The 19,275-nt window shown below is 35.7% G+C and carries 14 protein-coding genes and 1 other RNA gene; 3 read left to right on the top strand and 12 right to left on the bottom strand.

The annotated features are described in order from the left end of the window. Positions 1 to 466 precede the first annotated feature (466 nt). The 3 genes from PY093_RS14520 (at position 467) to PY093_RS14510 (ending at position 2,812) form a co-directional block, all read left to right on the top strand. Positions 467 to 619 (top strand): cytochrome c oxidase subunit 2A, encoded by a 153-nt coding sequence (locus PY093_RS14520; protein ID WP_275646576.1) that lies wholly within the window; start codon positions 467 to 469, stop codon positions 617 to 619. A 67-nt stretch (positions 620 to 686) separates the two neighbouring features. Beyond that, positions 687 to 1,160, top strand: a complete 474-nt coding sequence (locus PY093_RS14515; RefSeq protein ID WP_275646575.1) for a cytochrome c oxidase subunit II — start codon at positions 687 to 689, stop codon at positions 1,158 to 1,160. Beyond that, a complete protein-coding gene (locus PY093_RS14510; RefSeq protein WP_275646574.1) occupies positions 1,157 to 2,812 on the top strand; it encodes a b(o/a)3-type cytochrome-c oxidase subunit 1 in 1,656 nt (551 codons plus the stop codon). The genes PY093_RS14515 and PY093_RS14510 overlap by 4 nt, the downstream gene beginning before the upstream one ends. A gap of 158 nt (positions 2,813 to 2,970) precedes the next feature. On the opposite strand, the gene PY093_RS14505 is transcribed toward PY093_RS14510, so the two are convergent. The 12 genes from PY093_RS14505 to PY093_RS14450 form a co-directional block, all read right to left on the bottom strand. Beyond that, the gene (locus PY093_RS14505; RefSeq protein WP_275646573.1) at positions 2,971 to 4,494 is read right to left on the bottom strand and encodes a carboxypeptidase M32; all 1,524 of its coding nucleotides are present in this window, start codon (positions 4,492 to 4,494) and stop codon (positions 2,971 to 2,973) included. Positions 4,495 to 4,663: 169 nt separating this feature from the next. Further along, complete coding sequence (locus PY093_RS14500; protein WP_275646572.1) at positions 4,664 to 6,601, bottom strand: ATP-dependent DNA helicase; 1,938 nt, start codon at positions 6,599 to 6,601, stop codon at positions 4,664 to 4,666. A gap of 190 nt (positions 6,602 to 6,791) precedes the next feature. Then, positions 6,792 to 6,965, bottom strand: coding sequence for a DUF3921 family protein (locus PY093_RS14495; RefSeq protein ID WP_275646602.1), 174 nt, complete (start codon positions 6,963 to 6,965; stop codon positions 6,792 to 6,794). Positions 6,966 to 7,207: 242 nt separating this feature from the next. After that, entirely contained in the window at positions 7,208 to 8,350 is a 1,143-nt protein-coding gene (locus PY093_RS14490) for a THUMP domain-containing class I SAM-dependent RNA methyltransferase (RefSeq protein ID WP_275646571.1), read from the bottom strand. A 397-nt stretch (positions 8,351 to 8,747) separates the two neighbouring features. Next, an RNA gene (gene rnpB, locus PY093_RS14485) (RNase P RNA component class B) lies at positions 8,748 to 9,136 on the bottom strand. A gap of 73 nt (positions 9,137 to 9,209) precedes the next feature. Next, positions 9,210 to 9,509, bottom strand: coding sequence for a cell division regulator GpsB (gene gpsB / locus PY093_RS14480; RefSeq protein WP_275646570.1), 300 nt, complete (start codon positions 9,507 to 9,509; stop codon positions 9,210 to 9,212). 111 nt (positions 9,510 to 9,620) lie between these two features. Then, positions 9,621 to 10,190: an SLOG family protein gene (locus PY093_RS14475; RefSeq protein ID WP_275646569.1), complete on the bottom strand. Its 570-nt coding sequence runs from the start codon at positions 10,188 to 10,190 to the stop codon at positions 9,621 to 9,623. 78 nt (positions 10,191 to 10,268) lie between these two features. Further along, positions 10,269 to 10,505, bottom strand: a complete 237-nt coding sequence (locus tag PY093_RS14470) for a CotD family spore coat protein (protein ID WP_275646568.1) — start codon at positions 10,503 to 10,505, stop codon at positions 10,269 to 10,271. Between the two features lie 430 nt (positions 10,506 to 10,935). Beyond that, positions 10,936 to 12,198, bottom strand: coding sequence for a ribonuclease H-like domain-containing protein (locus PY093_RS14465; protein WP_275646567.1), 1,263 nt, complete (start codon positions 12,196 to 12,198; stop codon positions 10,936 to 10,938). 15 nt (positions 12,199 to 12,213) lie between these two features. After that, positions 12,214 to 14,493: a DEAD/DEAH box helicase gene (locus PY093_RS14460; RefSeq protein WP_275646601.1), complete on the bottom strand. Its 2,280-nt coding sequence runs from the start codon at positions 14,491 to 14,493 to the stop codon at positions 12,214 to 12,216. 650 nt (positions 14,494 to 15,143) lie between these two features. After that, positions 15,144 to 17,507, bottom strand: a complete 2,364-nt coding sequence (locus PY093_RS14455; protein ID WP_275646566.1) for a heavy metal translocating P-type ATPase — start codon at positions 17,505 to 17,507, stop codon at positions 15,144 to 15,146. Between the two features lie 403 nt (positions 17,508 to 17,910). Beyond that, positions 17,911 to 18,831 (bottom strand): cation diffusion facilitator family transporter, encoded by a 921-nt coding sequence (locus PY093_RS14450; RefSeq protein ID WP_275646565.1) that lies wholly within the window; start codon positions 18,829 to 18,831, stop codon positions 17,911 to 17,913. Between the last annotated feature and the right edge of the window lie 444 nt (positions 18,832 to 19,275).

Here is a 19,275-nt window from a genome sequence, read left to right as displayed (position 1 = left end):
ATAATGTTTTCTCATGGCAATCACCCATCCTTCTATTACAGTCCATTTACTACATCTATAAAAGTAATATCCTATTATATGCAACCAGATGCGTAAAGCGTTAACGTGAGTTTAGTTTTTGCCATTAATATAGGGCTCCGCTAGGAACTACTTTTATTTAGTCAGCTTCCTTTAGAGGTAGATTGATAGAAAATAACTCGTCTATGAAATTCGTGTACTACCCTTAAACGTTTAAACTCACTATATTAAAGATGTGTTTTAAGTCACAAATCCTTCACATTTCTAGATTATATATGTGATTAATATCACTGATTTATAAACTTTTCCCTATTAATATAGTGTTTAGATAAGGAATGAACAATTTATGACATCCTCAAAATGTATATCGATTTTAAAAATTTGTTTTGTATTATGGAAATGTATTCATTAATTAATTTCTAAAATAATTAAAAAGGGGATGGAAAACATGACGAAAATTGAAACTCCAAAAAAACACAAGATTGAAGATAGTTCTTCGTTAAAAGGGACTCTAGCTTCAGTATTTTTACTTGGGTTTTTCTTAATCGCTACTTGGGTAGGTGTTTACTTCTTATTTCTAGATCGTGTCAACAACTTATAATCGTGTTGTAGTAACGCTAAAGTCATTAAAAATTCGTTACTTGTAAATCTGAAGGGAGAGAAAAGCCATGCACATGCATAAGTTTGAAAAAATATGGCTACTATTCGGGATTGGGACATTATTAGTATTTTTAACAACAGTAGGAGTGGGCGCTTTCTATATGGGGACTAAACCCGCTAGCTCTTTAGTTACTATTGACCCCGAGAAAGTACATGAAACTGCACCATTTGATAATCCTGGGTTAAGACAAATTGAGGGGAACAAATATGAGTTAAATATTATTGCCTCCGCTTTTGCGTTTACACCAAATCAAATACAAATTCCTAAAGGATCTGAGGTTGTCATAAATGTAACTACCACAGACGTTGTCCATGGGTTTCAAGTAGTTGGTACTAATATCAATATGATGGCTGAACCAGGGTATGTAAATACTTACACACAAAAGTTTAATAAAACTGGTGAATATCTAATCCTATGTAATGAATATTGCGGAGCAGGTCACCATATGATGAATGCAAAAATCGAGGTGGTTGAACAATGAGTAATGCAACAAACTCAAAAATTAATTCTCGCGATGGGAAGCTAGCAATGGCTCATATTTACGTCGCATTTATCGCTTTATTCCTTGGAGGTTTTGCTGGTTTACTACAGACATTAGTTCGTTCAGGTAAATTTACGTTACCTGCTGGCATTGGCTACTATCAAATACTTACAGTACACGGTGTATTACTTGCACTTGTACTTACTACCTTTTTTATCGTTGGATTTTTATTTGCTTCTTTAAGTAAGACTGCAGGAACGTTATCAGACAAAGTACGTTTTTGGGGCTGGATTGGTTTTTGGCTAATGACAGTTGGTACAGCTATGACAGCTACTACTATATTACTCGGAGAAGCTTCAGTTTTATATACATTTTATGCACCACTTATGGCGCACCCTGCATTTTATATAGGATTAACCTTAGTTGTCGTCGGAAGTTGGGTTAGTGGTTTTACAATGTTTTCTCACTTTGGAAAATGGAAGAAAGCTAACCCCGGAGCAGTTACACCCCTTCTTGCTTTTATGGCAGTTATTACGATGATTTTATGGCTAGTGGCTACTTTAGGAGTTGCAGCGACAGTATTACTTCAGTTCTTGCCATTGTCACTTGGTCTTGTGGAAGAAATTGATGTATTAGTAAGTAGATCATTATTCTGGTATTTTGGTCACCCATTAGTTTATTTCTGGTTACTACCAGCCTACATGGCCTGGTATGTAGTCGTACCTAAAGTCATTGGAGCAAAAATATTTTCTGATGCGTTAGCAAGATTATCCTTTGTATTATTCTTATTATTCTCTATTCCAGTTGGATTTCACCATCAACTAACAGAACCTGGAATCGACCCTGTTTGGAAATTTGTACAGGTCGTATTAACTTTCATGGTTATCATTCCGTCACTTATGACAGCATTCTCAATGTTTGCAACATTTGAAATGTATGGTCGTTCTAAGGGTGCAACTGGTCTATTTGGCTGGTTTAGAAAACTACCTTGGGGAGACGCTCGCTTTTTCGCTCCATTCATGGGAATGCTAATTTTTATTCCAGCAGGTGCAGGTGGTATAATTAACGCATCAAACCAAATGAACCAAGTTATTCATAATACAATATGGGTAACTGGACATTTTCACTTAACTGTTGCTACTACTGTATTATTAACATTCTTTGGAATTGCTTACTGGCTGATTCCACACATCACTGGTCGTGTTATGACAAAAGCTATGAATAAATTAGCCATTGTTCAAACAATCGTTTGGGTAGTTGGTATGGCATTTATGTCAACTTCTATGCACTTTGCAGGTTTACTTGGTGCACCGAGACGTTCTTCATTTTCAACCTATGGAAATTCAGCACAAGCAGCCGAATGGATTCCTTATCAAATTGCACAAGCAGTTGGAGGCACTATTCTATTTATAGGAATTATTCTAATATTAGTAATTGTTGTTAACCTTGCATTCTTTGCACCAAAAGGTGAAACAGAATTCCCTATTGGTGAGGTTACAGATCATGCAGAAAAAACTCCAATGATTTTAGAAAACTGGAAAATATGGGTTGGGGTATTAATTGCATTAATTCTTATCGCTTATGCAATTCCGCTTATTGATATGATTCAAAATGCACCACCAGGATCAAAAGGCTTTAATAACTTATTTTAACATAAGAAAAGCGCAGGGCGCCCGGAGCTAGACACTAAAACTAGGAACAAACTTTTATATTTTCTTATCTTTTAAGAAACCAACATGACTTCTCGTAGCAATGTTGGTTCCGTTTATTTTAAAAAAACTCCCCACTTTTCGGAGAGTTTTTTTAAATTTCAAGAAAATTTTAAGTGATATACACTACTATATTTGTCTTCCAAATATTTAATTAAATGATCAGCATTTAATCCTTCCCCTGTTATATCTTGTAGTATCTCAAGTGGTTTTTTTAGTTTCCCATGTTTATGTACGTTCGCTGTCATCCACTCTTTAATTGGTTGAAGGTTTCCTTCTTCAAGCAATGTATCATAGTTTGGAAGATCCTTTAACATCGCTTGTTTTAATTGTGCTGCATACATATATCCTAATGCGTATGATGGGAAGTAACCAAAACTCGCACCTGCCCAATGAACGTCCTGAAGAACACCTTGCGCATCGTCTTTTGGTCTAATCCCTAAATATTCTTCGTATTTCGAATTCCAGATTTCAGGTAAATCTTTTACGTCAATTTCATCATTAAATAAACCTTTCTCTATCTCATAACGGACCATAACATGGAGTGGGTATGTTAACTCATCAGCTTCAATTCGAATCAATGATGGCTTTGACTCGTTTATAGCACGATAAAATTCATCAATAGAAATGTCATCAAACTGTCCATCTGCAAAACGCTTTAATGAAGCATAATTATTCTTCCAATATGAGAAGCTTCGACCAACGAAGTTTTCATAAAACAGTGATTGTGACTCATGTATCCCCATTGATGTTCCCGTGCATAAAGGCGTCCCAATTAATTCTGAAGAAATATTTTGCTCATAAAGTGCGTGTCCACCTTCATGAATTGTTCCAAAAACAGCAGTCCGAAAATCTTGTTCATCATATTTTGTTGTGACGCGTACATCACCTGGGTTTAACCCAATAGCAAACGGATGTACTGTTTCATCTAGTCTTCCAGCCTCAAAATCATATCCCATATCCTTTAGTAAAGAAAGACTAAAGTCACGTTGTTTCTCTTTTGGAAATGACGCAAATAAAAACGACGTCTCTGGCTGATTGGTAGATTCGGAAATCGCTTTTACAAGTGGAACAATCCTGTCTCTTAAATTAGAAAATACTTCATCTAGTACATCGACAGTTACACCCGGCTCATACATATCAAGTAATGTATTATATTTATTACCTTCATAACCCCAATAATTAACGAATTTTTTTGTGAATTCAACAAGTTTTTCTAAGTATGGCTGAAACATTGCAAAATCAGCTTGTTCTTTTGCTTTTTCCCATATCGATTCAGCTTTAGATCGGAGAATAACATATTCTTTATACTCCTCTGCAGGTATCTTTTTATTGCGATCATATTCTTTTTTAGATTCTTCAAGCGTTTTTCTTGTTATTTCGGATAATTGTTCAACAACATCTTTGGCTGTTAATTTCGCAATGTATGCTGCCATTTCTTCTGACGTTGACATTTTGAACACATCAGACGATAGCATACCAATGATTTCAGAACGTTGCTCTACCCCTTTTTTCGGAGCTCCCGTTCTCAAGTCCCAAAACATAAGACCAATTGCTTCATTGTAGCTCGTCATTTTCTTTACATAATCTAAAAATTGCTTCTCAGTTTTCTGAATTTCAGGCATCTATGTAACCCCCATATATTTTTTAGACTCCTTATTGTATTTCAACACACTTTGCACCATTTCCTTTTTTAATCCTTATAAAGATCAGTGGTGGTATTAAAGTCCCTTAATGTGGCGTGTAAACTAAATATGGTGCATCAAATTGGTAAAATTAAAGAGAAGAATAATTCTATTCTTCTCTAATGTTTGTTGGTAACGCTTGTTTAATTTTATCCAAAACTTCATTTTCTATATCGTCCGTCAGGTATATCGAAACAATACCCTTATCGTCATGGGCCCTTATTAAGCGTCCTACGCCTTGTTTAAGTCTTAGCAGCATATAAGGAACATCTACTTTCCAGAACGAATCACTAGCTGACTTTCGTTTGGCTTGAAACACAGGGTCATTTGGTGGATATGGTAAAGACCAAATTATAACATTTGATAATGATGGTCCAGGGATATCCAATCCCTCCCATAAATGGACAGCACAAAGGATAGACTGTTCATTGTTTTGAAAACGTGAAACTAATTCACTTATTTCTTGTTCACCTTCGAACAAAAATGTATATTTAGTTTTATTTCTAATGTGTTCTTTAAATAGCTGTAGTTCTTCCTTTGAATTAAATAGAATGAGTGCTCGTCCATTTGTCTTATCCAATTGTTTAATGGTATAAGCTAGTTTCGCAGACAGCAGCCCATCTTTAGCTTGAAACACAGGTGTATAAATAGTCATTTGGTCATTATAATTAAACGGTGATTCTACCGAGAATGACTGAAATTTGTCTATACCAAGACTTGTTGCAATATAATCAAATGACTTATTATCTGCTAATGTTGCAGAAGAAAATATAAATGGAATCTCTTTTGAGAAAACCTTCTCGCTTAAAATATGTTCAACTGCATGTGGCATAATTACTAATGTACTGTCATTTTCAAAAGACTGCTCCATCCACGAAATGGCGTCGTCATTTTCTAATAATAATTTTATTGAATATTCCATACGATCTATGTGTTCATCTACAATGTTAAGTTCATATTGGTTGATCGTGTACGTTTCACTTTCAAAAACTAAACCTTCTCCTATTTGTGTAAGCTTACGATATAGCTCACCCGCCTCTTTCTTAACCTCACCGCTAAAAGAGATATCCATTCTATCTGATCCTACAACACTACTTGAATAATTATTTAGTGTATTGAAAAAGCGTTCATTTTGTTCAATCGTGCTTTCAATTAGATAGGCTAGTTCTTCGCGAATATCGTTTTCTAAAAGTCTGGTTAACAGATTTTCAAGCGTAGATTCCCTGACGCGGTATGTCAACGCTTTTTGTGCTGCAAACTCTAATAAATGACCTTCATCAAAAACAACAGAACTACCCTCTGGTAGTAATGGTAATTGACCTTCACGCTTCCTTGCCTCAACAGTCCAAGTATGCTCCATGTAAAAGTCATGTGAACAGATGATTAAATCTGATGCTTTTCTGTAGTAATCTCTTGATAAGGTTTGTCCACATCTATGCCGTTTTTCACATGCAAAACAGTCCTGAAAAGAATCCCATGCCACTTTATCCCATTCATCATCATTTACACGAGGGTAATTTTTCCGATCACCATAATGATAAAAGGACTGCAAAGCAGAATGATTATGTACAAACTCAGGTAAATCACCATGGATTTCTTCTATTAAAGTAGATTCCGTTTTAAGCAAAGTGTCATCAAGTTTACGTAAACATAAATATTGATCTTGTGATTTTGCCAATCTAACATCTATATGTAAATCAAGTGCTTTTGAAAGCTTTTCTATATCTCCTTCTTGTTTAACGAGCTGTTCAATTAGTGACTCATCCGCACAAGCAATTATAGCTGGTTTTCCTGTATATCTTGCATAACACAGTGCATATAACAAGTATACAAATGTTTTCCCAGTACCTACTCCAGCTTCAGCGAATACAACTGATTTTTCCTTAAATGCCCTTTCCAGTTGAAACGCCATAAAAATTTGTTCATCTCTTAGCTCATATCCCTTTTCAGGTAAAATATCATAAAAAATATCGCCAATCCATTCATTCAACTTGTCAAAAAAATTATCATTTTTTGAAACTTGAAAAGGCAATCGCTCTCGAATCATTAAATAAAACCTCCAAAACCTTTATAAGACTAAACTGTAATTATCTTATAGATTGACTAGTAAGTCAATCTAATAAGAAAACTCGCCATTTGGCGAGTAGACATGGTAGGTATTTTTCTAAGGTTGTAACTAAGTAGGTGTACACTTTTTTCACGAAAGCTAGAAATAAGCAAAACAATTCAAATAAACCTTACTTTCTATAACGTAAATACTCTTTTCCAACGGATGTTGCATGTGATAATCCCTGTAGATATTCTTCTTCGGCTTGTGAAATATTTTCAAATCCACTCGTTTCTTGTCCAGCTTCCCTTAATAACGCTTTATATGAAGTTTCTAATGCTTCACGTATTTTAGAAAAGTCCATCGTATTCAACTCACACACTCCTGCACAACAATATAATTAACAATTACATTTTATGTCGTGTTTTGAAATTATATTCATATTAAAAAATTATTTTAGATATGGTAAGATTGATGTTATATAAATAATCTTTGTTACGTCTAGGAAAGATAAGACACCACTACACAGCTTTCTAATTGAAATTAACTGGTACATTGTTTACGCAAACAGCGTTTAATCAACAGGAATGAATGTAATTCACTAACCTAGTTATCTCGTGGCGGACGTGGTCCGAAATACTGATAAAAGTCGGTTTTAATAAAGCCATTAAATAATTTACGCTTTTTAGTTGCAGGCTTACCATATATGTTTTCAAAATTTTCATTGGATGTAAGCATGTACACTGACCAAGTATCTAACTTAGAGAAAGCCTTCCCCATTTCTTTGTACATCAATTCTACAGCTTTTTTTTCGCCTAGACGTTCACCGTATGGAGGATTACCGATGAGCACACCATAATCTTTGTTTGTCGTAAAATCAGATACTTGCATTTGTTTAAAACTAAGCAACTCAGTAAAACCGGCTTCCTCAGCGTTATCTTTTGAGACTTGAATCATTCTGTGATCAATATCGAGTCCCATTATATCCAATGGTTGATCATATTTAGCCAGGTCTTCGACTTCTTGTCTAGCTTCATCCCATATACTTTTCCCAATCCAGTCCCATTCTTCCGATGCAAAGCCACGATTAAAACCAGGAGCAATATTTTGTCCGATTAACGCAGCCTCAATTGGAATTGTACCGGATCCGCAAAAAGGATCAACAAAAGGGCGGTCTGGTGTCCAATTCGTAAGTTTAATTAAGGTAGCTGCTAATGTTTCTTTAATAGGTGCTTCTCCTTGACCAACACGATACCCCCGTTTATGTAAACCAGAACCACTTGCGTCAATAGTTAATGTGGCTACGTCTTTAAGAAGTGCTATTTCAATACGGAAAAACGGACCACTCTCCTCTAGCCAATTTGTTTGTTTTTTGTAGTGTTTTTTTAGATTTTCAACAACGGCCTTTTTCACGATGCTTTGACAGTCTGAAACACTAAATAATTGAGATTTAACAGACTTTCCAATAACAGGAAATTCAGCGTTTTCCGGTAAAAAGTCACCCCAGTTTAAAGCTTTGGTTTTTTCAAATAATTCATCAAAACTTGTAGCTTTAAACTCACCAATTTTTATTTTTACACGATCTGCAGTTCTAAGCCATAGATTACTTCTACAAATAGCCTTCTCATCAGCCTCAAAGATCACTTTTCCATTTTCAACTGTGCATTCATATCCTAAATCACGAACTTCCTTAGCAACAATCGCTTCAATTCCCATTGCTGATGTCGCAATTAACGTCATTTTTCCCAAATTCATTCACCCTTATTTTTAATTTTGCTTTATCCAATCTACTATGTAATCATTTATTTTTGTTTCTATGTAATTTATTTTCATATAACAACCTTACTATATACTTTGCATTAAGAAAAGTGCAGGGCGCCAGCCTATCGGCGCGTCGATTAAAACCCGCCACGTCCTGTGGCGAACATCGACATCAGCACATCCTGTGCAAGTCAAGCATAAGACGAGCCCTGACTGAAGGCGTTTTTTGCCTTCGGGAAGGGATTGGCTTATGCCATAGAGCCGATGGCGCCCGGAGCTAGACACTAAAACTAGGTTCAAATTTTTATTCTTTCTTAATCTTTAAATAAAAGCCCCCCTATACAGGAGAGCTTTTAAATAACGTAATTTATATACACTAATAACGTTCTATAAGCCATGTTTTGTACCAGCGTACTGCAATCGGCAAAATGCCTCGTACATAGGTGGTAATCATCTATCTACAGACCGCAATAGGTCTGTCCTTCCTCTTGTTGAATTCCTTAAGGAAGGTGCCCCTACCAAATTTGGGTTTCTCGCTCGAGGGGTTTACCCGTTCCACTCTTGTAATTTCTTACAAGACTACGTCACTGTGGCACTTTCAAGGTATTCAAACCATATCCATAAGGACTTAGGTTTTTTCCCTGCCGTTAGTCCAGTTTACACCAAACTACCCTAGCTTATTTTTTCGCTAGGCACGAACACTACGGACATCTCAGACCGTGCGAGCATGGACTTTCCTCTGTAAAAATTAATTTACAGCAATTACCCGAACGTTATTAATGTTGCTAAATTATTATAGTAAAAAAAGCGCAGAAAAGCAACTAATTTTCACTAGTAATATTTGACATCAATCAAACAACTTACTTCCAAATACATGTTTTTCTAAATTGGATAACCTTTTTAATATGTCAAAATTAGTGGTCCCTGTTTGTGGTGGTGTAGGTTGTTTTTTAAATGAATCATCTAATTGGCGCTTCAATCGTACATTTTCCTGTTGTAGTTCATCAATTTCTTGTTGGAATGTTTCGTAATCTTTTATGATTAAATCTAAAAATTTGTCCACATCCTCTTGTTTATATCCCCTCATACCTGTCCTAAATTCTTTTTCAAGAATATCTTTCACGTTTAACTTTTTATCCGATAACATAGTATTCACCTCGATACACTTTCCCCAATCTTCTCATTCTATTTTTTCAAAAATTTAACGGCTTGTCAATTTTTCTTTTAAGATGTAATTAAAGCCAATAGGTTATTTCTCTCATTCAGGCCAAAAATTTGTCTTTTTCATCCTTTCTTCTTCAACAATCATTTGCAAATCATATGAATTTATCAAGTAAATATCATATTGCTCATTTTCTGCCCGCTTTTTTGCCTCTTTTAGAATATATTGAGGATTACCAGGGTTATCCTCATCATATAACAGAATCAGGGCATCACTTTTATCAATAAAAAATTGATTCTTTAAACGGAATTGGTTGGGATTCTCATATTTTTTATTCGTTATACTATTAACATAATCGGCTTGAGACAAAATAAAATCATAATACTCTTTATTATCATCTTTCCAATTTTCTTCTTGTTCGAGAAATGGTGTAAAGACCGCAAGCTTTAAATCAGGATATTCTACTTGAAGATCGTATGTAATTTCTGCGGCCCATAGTTCAGTACCTAATTGTCCACTAACGATAACCCACTCTAAACCATCTTCTGCTAATTGTTGGATCTGTTTCTTTAAAGCCTTTTTAATGAAGTCAACTTCTGGTTGATCATTTTTAAAGATACCTAATTCATGCGGCTTATAGCCTGATACGGCAACTATCCTACTCAATTTATAACTCCTTTAAATATAAAATAAGTAATATAGAGAAACAGGAACTGATCTGTCTCAGCCCCTGTTCGTCTATCATTATCTGCCTGGGAACGGGTGCGGCATACCAGGACCGCAGTTAAAATGTTGATGTGAAACTTCATTCGCAACAGATTCAGTGTGTGGATAATAGTGTACATGCTCATACATGTGATGGTTTACATTTTGAGTATGTGACGGATGAATATGTGGTACTACCGTCTTATGACAAAAATGTTGAGTGTTACATTTTGTTGGGTATACAATAGGTGCTGCCATGTTAGGTCTTCCAAACATATGAATTTCCCCTTTCCTTTCCTTCATCTGTGTTACACTATCAGCCTATGAAGAAATGGGGCCACATGTACTAATACAAATACCTATTTTACTAGGTTTATTTAAGATTGCTTCATTTTTAACGATTAATTTACCTGTTAACTAAAGAATTTAATTTATCGTTTATAGAAATGTATAAAGTCCATCTTTAATTCCTGAGAGGATCCATACAATAATAAAAACAACTAAAAAGTATAAATATAGAACTTTTTTATACATGCTACTCTCTCCATTACAATTATAAAGTTAGAACGAAAATGAATCATTCCAAATTTATATTTTACACCTATCAACATTTTTCTACAATGTAAATTTAAAGAATACCATATTTTTTCTATAATCGACAAATCAGCTTAAAAAACCTCAAATTTTGCACTTACCCGAGGAATATTTACTGAACATTCCCACATTTGTTTTTTAGCCGAGAAATTCGTTTTTCGAACTCTAAGCGCTCGGTCACTTCCTTTGCTTTTATTAGTCTTTGTTTACCTTTCCACAAATTAAAAGCAAGCTCTGCAAAATCACTAGCGGTTTGGATATCCTTGATTTTATGTTCGTACAGCTTTGATAATTCAATCGCGGCTTTTATTTTATAATGAGTCCCACCATGCCTATAAACATCTTTATAGTTAAGAATTGCCTCACTCCAATTTCGATTTTTCTTATTGATAATGGCTAAAGCAAACTTAGCACTGATAGATTCATCAGTATTTTGTAACGAAGCTAACCTGTACCCCTCTGCCGCCACTCTTTTTTGCCCTAGTGAATCAAACCAACGAGCTACTTCATACTGTTCAGATTGATTGGTATCGGTAGATAAGAGAGTTTTGGATAAATGAATATATAAACTGATAAGTGAAAGTATATCTGCTTCATTATGTACCATTACACCAAATATTCCTTCTGGATTTTTGTTTTGAAGATAATCGAAGTAAATAATCGGTGCTAAGTAACCTGGCACATCATTCGTTCTTTTAATATCTAGAATTTCTTTTTCAACATTCGTTAAGCGTACAGATTCGAGTCTTTTTTTCCATAGTCTTCGTGAAGCATGATATAAATCAAAATGACCAAATTCAGGTAATTTGGGGATTGCATCTCTTATAAGGGTATGACGAGTCTTAAGCTGTGGCCAATCAAATGATTTTCCGTTATAAGTAACTAATGTGGTGTAATCCACACATGAAAGGAAGCTCTGAAATAGTGCAACTTCAGCTCCTGGATTTGGAAGAAAATGTTGAGTTAGAACAACTTCTTGCTCTGTTATCCTTGCTTGTCCTAGTAGAAAAATTGTGTTACCCACTCCACCTCCTAGACCAGTTGTTTCTGTATCAAAAAAGAATAAATCAGAAGACCTATGATCTCTACTAGACAGAGGGTGCTCGGTGCTAGTTTCATTCCACATTTTCACGATATCATTTAATTCCTTAAAGCAATATAGCCCATGTTGATAGTCTAGTGGATATGTTACAGTTCTTACTAAACAATAAGAGTCGTCAAAATAAAATGGCTTTGCTCCAAATTGAAGCCACTTCTCAAGGAATGGGATTTCCTCTTTCTTGGTTTCTGTTACCTCTGTGGTTTTCTTTTGTTCGCGAGGTTGTTCTAATGTAATATGATTTTTTAAACGATTTAATTTACCCTTTATTGACATTGAAAGCCCTCGTTTTCATTTAACTTGTTTTTTAAGTTTCTGAACTAGTTTAAGTGCATCTAGTTTTATCATATCATTTGATACTTCAGTACCAATGCATGAAGGACATCCAGTTTCGCAGCTACAGTATGAAATCATTTTTTCAGCTTCTTCTAAAATAGCTTCGAAAATTCCATAAACTTTTTCACTCAATCCCACGCCACCTGGGTATCTATCATATAGAAATATTGTAGGCTGCTCATTATGGACTGCTTTTACTTGTGGAACGACGTGCAAATCAGCTGGATCGCACATTACAAGGAGCGGGGCAACATGGCGTAAGACATTTGCAACACCAATAAGACCTTCCTCAATCCTTTGTTCACTTAACTCTTCTAACTCAGCTTTACTTATACTGATCCATGCTGCTGATGTATGGAGTTCTTCTTCAGGCAAATGAATCGGTCCTGAACCGATATTCTCATGTGTTTCAAATTTTATCTTTTTAAAGATGGTAGCCATTGCTTGAACCGTTACATCACCAAAGCCAATTTCAAATTTCTCTTGTATGCGTTCCTTATCAATCTCTAACACTCGTAATTGAACAGCTAGATTAGCGTCGGTAAAGTAATCCACATCAACCTCACGGACAAACGCCTTCTTTTCCTCCCAATCAAGCTTTTCTACCTGGTATTGAACCCCTTGATGAAGATAAATCGCCTCATCATGTAAAAGCGTCATAGCGCTAAATCTATCCATCTCTCCAATTACTTTTACAGAAGCAACATCGGATTGATCAATAATAACAATATTTTCTTGTGATGCAGACCGCAGGCTAATGTTGTGAGCAGGGAATGAATCATTCATCCAATACCATTTACTTCCGTTATGATGCAATACTCGTTCTTCTGTTAGAAACTCTAAAAGCTCCTCTAGATCTACCCCATCAAATGTGTCACCTTCTTGAAAAGGTAATTCATAGGCAGCACACTTAATATGGTCAACTAAAATAATTAAATTATCTGGGTTAATACGAGCTGTCTCTGGATTACTACTGAAAAAATAGTCAGGGTTTTGAATCATATATTGATCCAATGGACTTGAGCTTGCAACCATGATGATAATCGCTTCTCCTTGCCTTCTTCCAGCACGACCAGCTTGCTGCCAGGCACTCGCAATCGTCCCTGGATACCCAGTCATTATACAAACTTGTAGTTGACCTATATCGACGCCTAACTCAAGTGCATTCGTGCTAACAACCCCGTAAATCTCACCATTACGCAACCCTTTCTCAATTTCACGACGTTGCTTAGGTAAATACCCACCTCTATAGCCACGTATTGATTTAGCACCAAGCTGATTTTTAACCAGCTCTTGTAAATAAGTTAAGATAATTTCAACCCGCACTCTACTTCTTGCAAATACAATCGTTTGAATTTTATTTTTTAAAAATTCACTTGCTAGTTTCCTTACTTCAAGTGTCGCACTTCTACGAATATTTAACGGTTTATTGACAATCGGTGGATTATAAAAAACAAAGTGTTTTTTGCCAGTTGGTGCCCCATTATTATCTATCAGTTTCATTTCTACACCAGTTAATTGTTCGGCAAGTTCCTTTGGATTTGCAATAGTAGCTGATGTACACATAAAAATTGGCTTACTTCCATAAAATTCACAGATTCTCTTTAATCTACGGATTACATTTGCAACATGACTTCCAAAAACTCCTCGATAAATATGCAGTTCATCAATGACAACATATTTAAGGTTCTCAAATAAAGAAACCCATTTTGTATGATGTGGAAGGATTGCGGAATGGAGCATATCAGGGTTGGTAATTACAATATGACCGGCCTTTCTAACGACCTGCCTAATATTTGCTGGCGTATCTCCGTCATATGTATAGCTATTTATCGCCGCACCCATTTCTTCGATGATTTCATTAAGTTCACTTTTTTGGTCTTGAGCAAGTGCTTTAGTAGGAAATAAGTATAACGCTCTACTTTGATTATTTTCCAGTATATTTTGCAGTACGGGTAGATTATAGCAGAGTGTTTTCCCAGAAGCAGTGGGTGTGACAGCAACAAAGTTTTCATTATTCCTGACCGCACTATATGCACTTGCTTGGTGCGTATAAAGATTATTTATCCCTCTTTTATTTAATGCGGATTTTAATCTATCATTAATACTATCTGGAATATCAACACAATCTGCAGCTTTAGGTTCAATTGTATGCCAATGTACTAAATTCTCTTGAAATTGTGGCGTTTCCCTAATTAACTCAATAACCTCATGAATATTTTTTCGAACTCTCATCATTTTCACCTCATCCAATACTTCTATTGTAGCGAATAGACGTTCGTTATTAAAGTCTTTCTTTTTAGAAAAAGTTGGATTAGAGATTTAAACGATATCGAAACACTCTATAAAATTAAAATATTCATATCTGCGAAGAACAAAAGCGCAGGGCCCCGCTTCCAAGGAACATCGACATCAGCACATCCTGTGTAAGGTAAGCATAAGGCAGTTCCTATAAGAAGGTGTTTTTTTCTCCTTAAAGGAAATGGCTTATACCATAGGGTAGATGACGACCGGAGCAAAACACCAAAACTAGGCATAAAATTTTATGCTGTCACATATAAATCCAGATATTATAAAAAAATCAATCAAGCTATATCCTTGATTGATTTAAAGTTTCTAGCTATTTTAATATTTGGTGCAATACCTGTTCAAAGTCGTTAGTGGACTGGCTGCAAGTGAAGTCTCATAAATATAGATAGTAGTGCTGTTGTTTACTCTTTGGTTAACAAGTCAACCACTTTTTTTAGTTTTGGTATAAGCTTCAGATTGGCCTATATTAAAAGTACACAACTTTATTTTAGATTGTTAACAATTAAGAGATTTCACCCTTTTTAACACTTTATCATAGACTTTGATTAATGAACCACCAATTGCCATTTTTGCATTTATGATAAACGGTCAACTTTTAACGCACGCATCGCATTAAGAACGGCAAGCAATGTTACACCAACATCGGAAATAATTGCTTCCCACATCGTTGCAAGGCCGAATGCCCCTAATAACAAGACGATCCCTTTAGTACCAAGAGCAAAAATAATATTTTGCCAAACAATTCTACGGGTGCGTTTGGCGATTTTTATAGCGGTGACAATTTTTGACGGTTCATCAGTCATGATTACAACATCTGCAGCTTCAATCGCTGCATCTGATCCTAGTCCGCCCATTGCTATTCCGATATCTGCTCGTGCTAATACAGGTGTATCATTAATACCATCACCTACAAAAATCAACTTTTCATTTTTTTGTTTTTGACTGTCCAGCAATTCCACCTGTTCGACTTTTTCATGTGGGAGCAATTCAGCTCGGACTTCATCTAATCCTAGCTTTTGTCCAACAGCTTCCCCGACCTTTTTTGCATCACCTGTCAGCATGACTGTCTTTTTAATTCCCAATGCTTTTAAGCCTTCAATTGCTTTTTTAGAGTCTTCCTTCACTTCATCAGAAATGACAATGTAGCCGGCATATTCCCCATCCACTGCAAGATGAACCATTGTTCCTATTACATCTGCTTCTTTAAATAAAACCGCTTCTTTATGCATTAACTTTTTATTACCAGCTAATATCGTCTTACCATTCACTTCAATTTTAATTCCGTGTCCGGCAATTTCATCATAACTTGCGATTTCATCCTTATTGATCTCTTTACCATATGTGGCTAAGATGGATTGGGCAATTGGATGGTTTGAATAGCTTTCTGCTAAGGCTGCATATTCTAATAAGTTTCCCTCTGTCATGTCACTTTTTGGTACAATGTCTGTCACTTTAAATACGCCTTTAGTCAATGTTCCGGTTTTATCAAACACAACATACTTCACATTATTTAATGCTTCTAAATAATTACTTCCTTTTACGAGAATACCGCTTTTAGACGCTCCGCCGATTCCACCAAAGAATCCAAGTGGGATCGAAACAACAAGAGCGCACGGACACGATATAACCAAGAAAACAAGCGAACGATAAATCCAATCAGAGAAGGTAGCACCCTCAATAACAAGTGGTGGAATAACTGCAAGTAACGCAGCAACAAGCACAACAACAGGTGTATAATATCGTGCGAATCTGGTGATGAATTTCTCTGTTTCCGCTTTACGACTGCTTGCATTTTGAACTAAATCGAGAATCTTAGCTACCGTTGATTCACTGTATTCTTTGGTGACTTGAATCGTCAAGACCCCATTTGTATTCATAAATCCGCTTAATACTTCGTTTCCTTCTTCCACTTCTCTTGGAACGGATTCACCTGTTAAAGCAGATGTATCAACCATGGAAAATCCTTCAACGATCATTCCGTCAAGTGGAATTTTCTCACCAGGTTTAACTAAAATCACATCGCCAACATTAACAACTTCTGGTGCTACCCGCTTCGTCTCAGTTCCAATTTTTAAGGTTGCAAATTCGGGTCGGATATCCATTAAATCACTGATGGATTTTCGGGAACGATTAACGGCAATACTTTGAAACAACTCCCCGACCTGGAAAAATAACATAACAGCAATACCTTCTGGGTATTCACCGATAGCAAATGCTCCAATGGTTGCAATAGACATTAGGAAATTCTCATCAAAAATCTGCCCACGGATGATGTTTCTGCCAGCTTTTAAAAGGATGTCACCGCCTGCTAACAAGTAACTAAAAATAAATATAGGTAGTTCAACTGCTGTACCGAAATCACCTATTAGGGCAATCGCACCTAAAATAACTGCCCCCGCTAGCCGGAAAATCATTTTTTTAATACCAGAATCTTCTCCATCTTCATCATTTAAAGAATTTTGTTCAACGACAACCTCTATATCCGGTTCAATTTTTGGGATACTGATCATTGCGTCACTTACAATTCTGCTCAACGCATTAGAGTTCTGCGCCTCAATAATAAGCTTCTTTGAAACAAAATCAACAGTTGCTATTGTTACACCTTCCATACCGTTAACATGCTTTTCAACTTTTGCAGCACAGTTTGCACAATCCAGCCCCTTTAAAAACAAAACCTGTTTTTTTGATGTGTGTCCCATTGTCTTATCTTTAATGCGAATCCCAGGCTCTAGGCTATTAATAAGCTGCCTCGCTTCCGATACAACACCATCGCCATTTAAATCATCTGTTTTCATTGTCAAAGTCTTCGTCACAAAATTGACCGAGCATTCGTCCACGCCGTTAATTGCCTTGACATTCTTTTCAATTTTTGCCGCACATCCAGCGCAATCAAGGCCTTCAAGCACAAGCTCTCTTTTAATTGCTGCTCTTGCTCCCATACGATCACCTTCTTGTTTTTTAATATAACTTTTATTATTTTGTAATAGATTAAAAATCGATTTCTAATAACAATATATGAGTATATAATCATATATATGATTTTATTATATGTCTGGTAGTCTTTAAATGTCAATACATATATGAATAAGTTAATTTATAAAACTAATATTCTTCCATCAATATAATTGGACTCAATGAATAAAACATGTTCCGTTAATAATCTAATAATTTGCGTCCAATAAAGATAGAATGATAGAGATTATTTTCACATAAAACCGGTAACTTATGTTAAATTGTTGGCATTCAAACAAAAAAGTAAAATACTTGAAAAGAAAAGGACCATCTAAAATTGTTTAACAGTTTTAGATGGTCCTTTTGTAATGCTATCCATTTCGGTTTAGATTAATGATCCTTTATATCACATTGGATATCGGGCGTATCAATTTGGATTGTTGTATGTTCAATACCAAATTTATCATGAAGTAAATCTTTTGCATCTTTTAAAACCGCTTGACTGAACTGGGTATCCTCGATAAGAATATGGCAGCTTAAAGAAGGGATATCGGAGGAAATCGCCCAAATGTGAAGATCATGTACTCCAACGACATTTTTGATCGAGGTGAGGGCTTTTTGAACATCATCCACCTTTATATGTACCGGTACGCCTTCCATTAAAATATGAATAGAATCCTTGGTTACTCGGTAGGCACTAATAATGATAAGAACCGCAACTAGGACACTGGCAATTGGATCTGCTAAATCCCATTCGAAGAACATAATGAAAAGTGCAGCAGTAATCGCTCCAACCGAACCAAGCAAATCTCCAATAACATGCAGGAACGCACTTTTCATATTCAGGTTTCCAGATGTGTCACCTTTCATCAATAAATAAGCAGCAAGGATATTAACAACTAATCCAATAGTTGCTACGATCAGCATTCCAGTGCTTATAACTTCAGGCGGTTGGGATAACCGCCTGTATGCTTCCCAAAAGATATAGAGCGAAATTCCAATCAGCGTTAAACCATTAATAAAGGCAACAAGTACTTCAAATCTTTTAAAGCCAAACGTCTTAAATTCTGTTGCCTTACGTTCGCCTAATGTCATGGCCAAATAACTGAGCCCTAAGGCAGTGGCATCACTCAGCATATGCCCAGCATCAGATAAGAGGGCAAGGCTGTTTGTCATAACCCCACCAATTACTTCTATTATCATATAAAAAGTTATGATAAAGAAGGATAGTTTTAATGCTCTTTTGTTTACGTTTTGTCCATGGCTATGCGAATTGCCCTCACTATGGGAATGAGAGTGAGAGTGACCCATACTAATCCCTCCTTATGTCCATATTGTTTACACAGTTATATATTCATATACAAACGTATGCACGGTATATATTTTTGTCCAATTACAAATATCAGATGCTCCACCACCTAAAATTAATACAAAAAAAGAAGCTACTAAAGCAGCTACTCTCTATTAATAAAATTTTTTTAGAAATCGTAAATCGATGAGAAACGTTAGATTTCAGTAGATGCAGATTCTCAGCGATTTCAGAATTTTTGTTTTTGAGACAGTAAATGATGGAATCTAACTCTTGTTGCGTCTAATAAGTCTTTAAAGTTTTGTGATCCAAAATAACAACATTTGTTCGTCTAATGAATTTTCTTGCTTATCAGGCTAGTTCATATCTTGTTTTTCACTTTTATCCATAATTCACCACCGCAACGCTTCTTCTTAGCAGTCCATTATATTAAAACAGGAAAAAAA

The organism is Cytobacillus sp. S13-E01, from assembly GCF_029193815.1.
GTDB lineage: Bacteria > Bacillota > Bacilli > Bacillales > Bacillaceae_L > Bacillus_BV.
The sequence above is the reverse complement of the archived record's forward strand: the minus strand, read 5'-3'. Positions and strand labels throughout refer to the sequence as shown.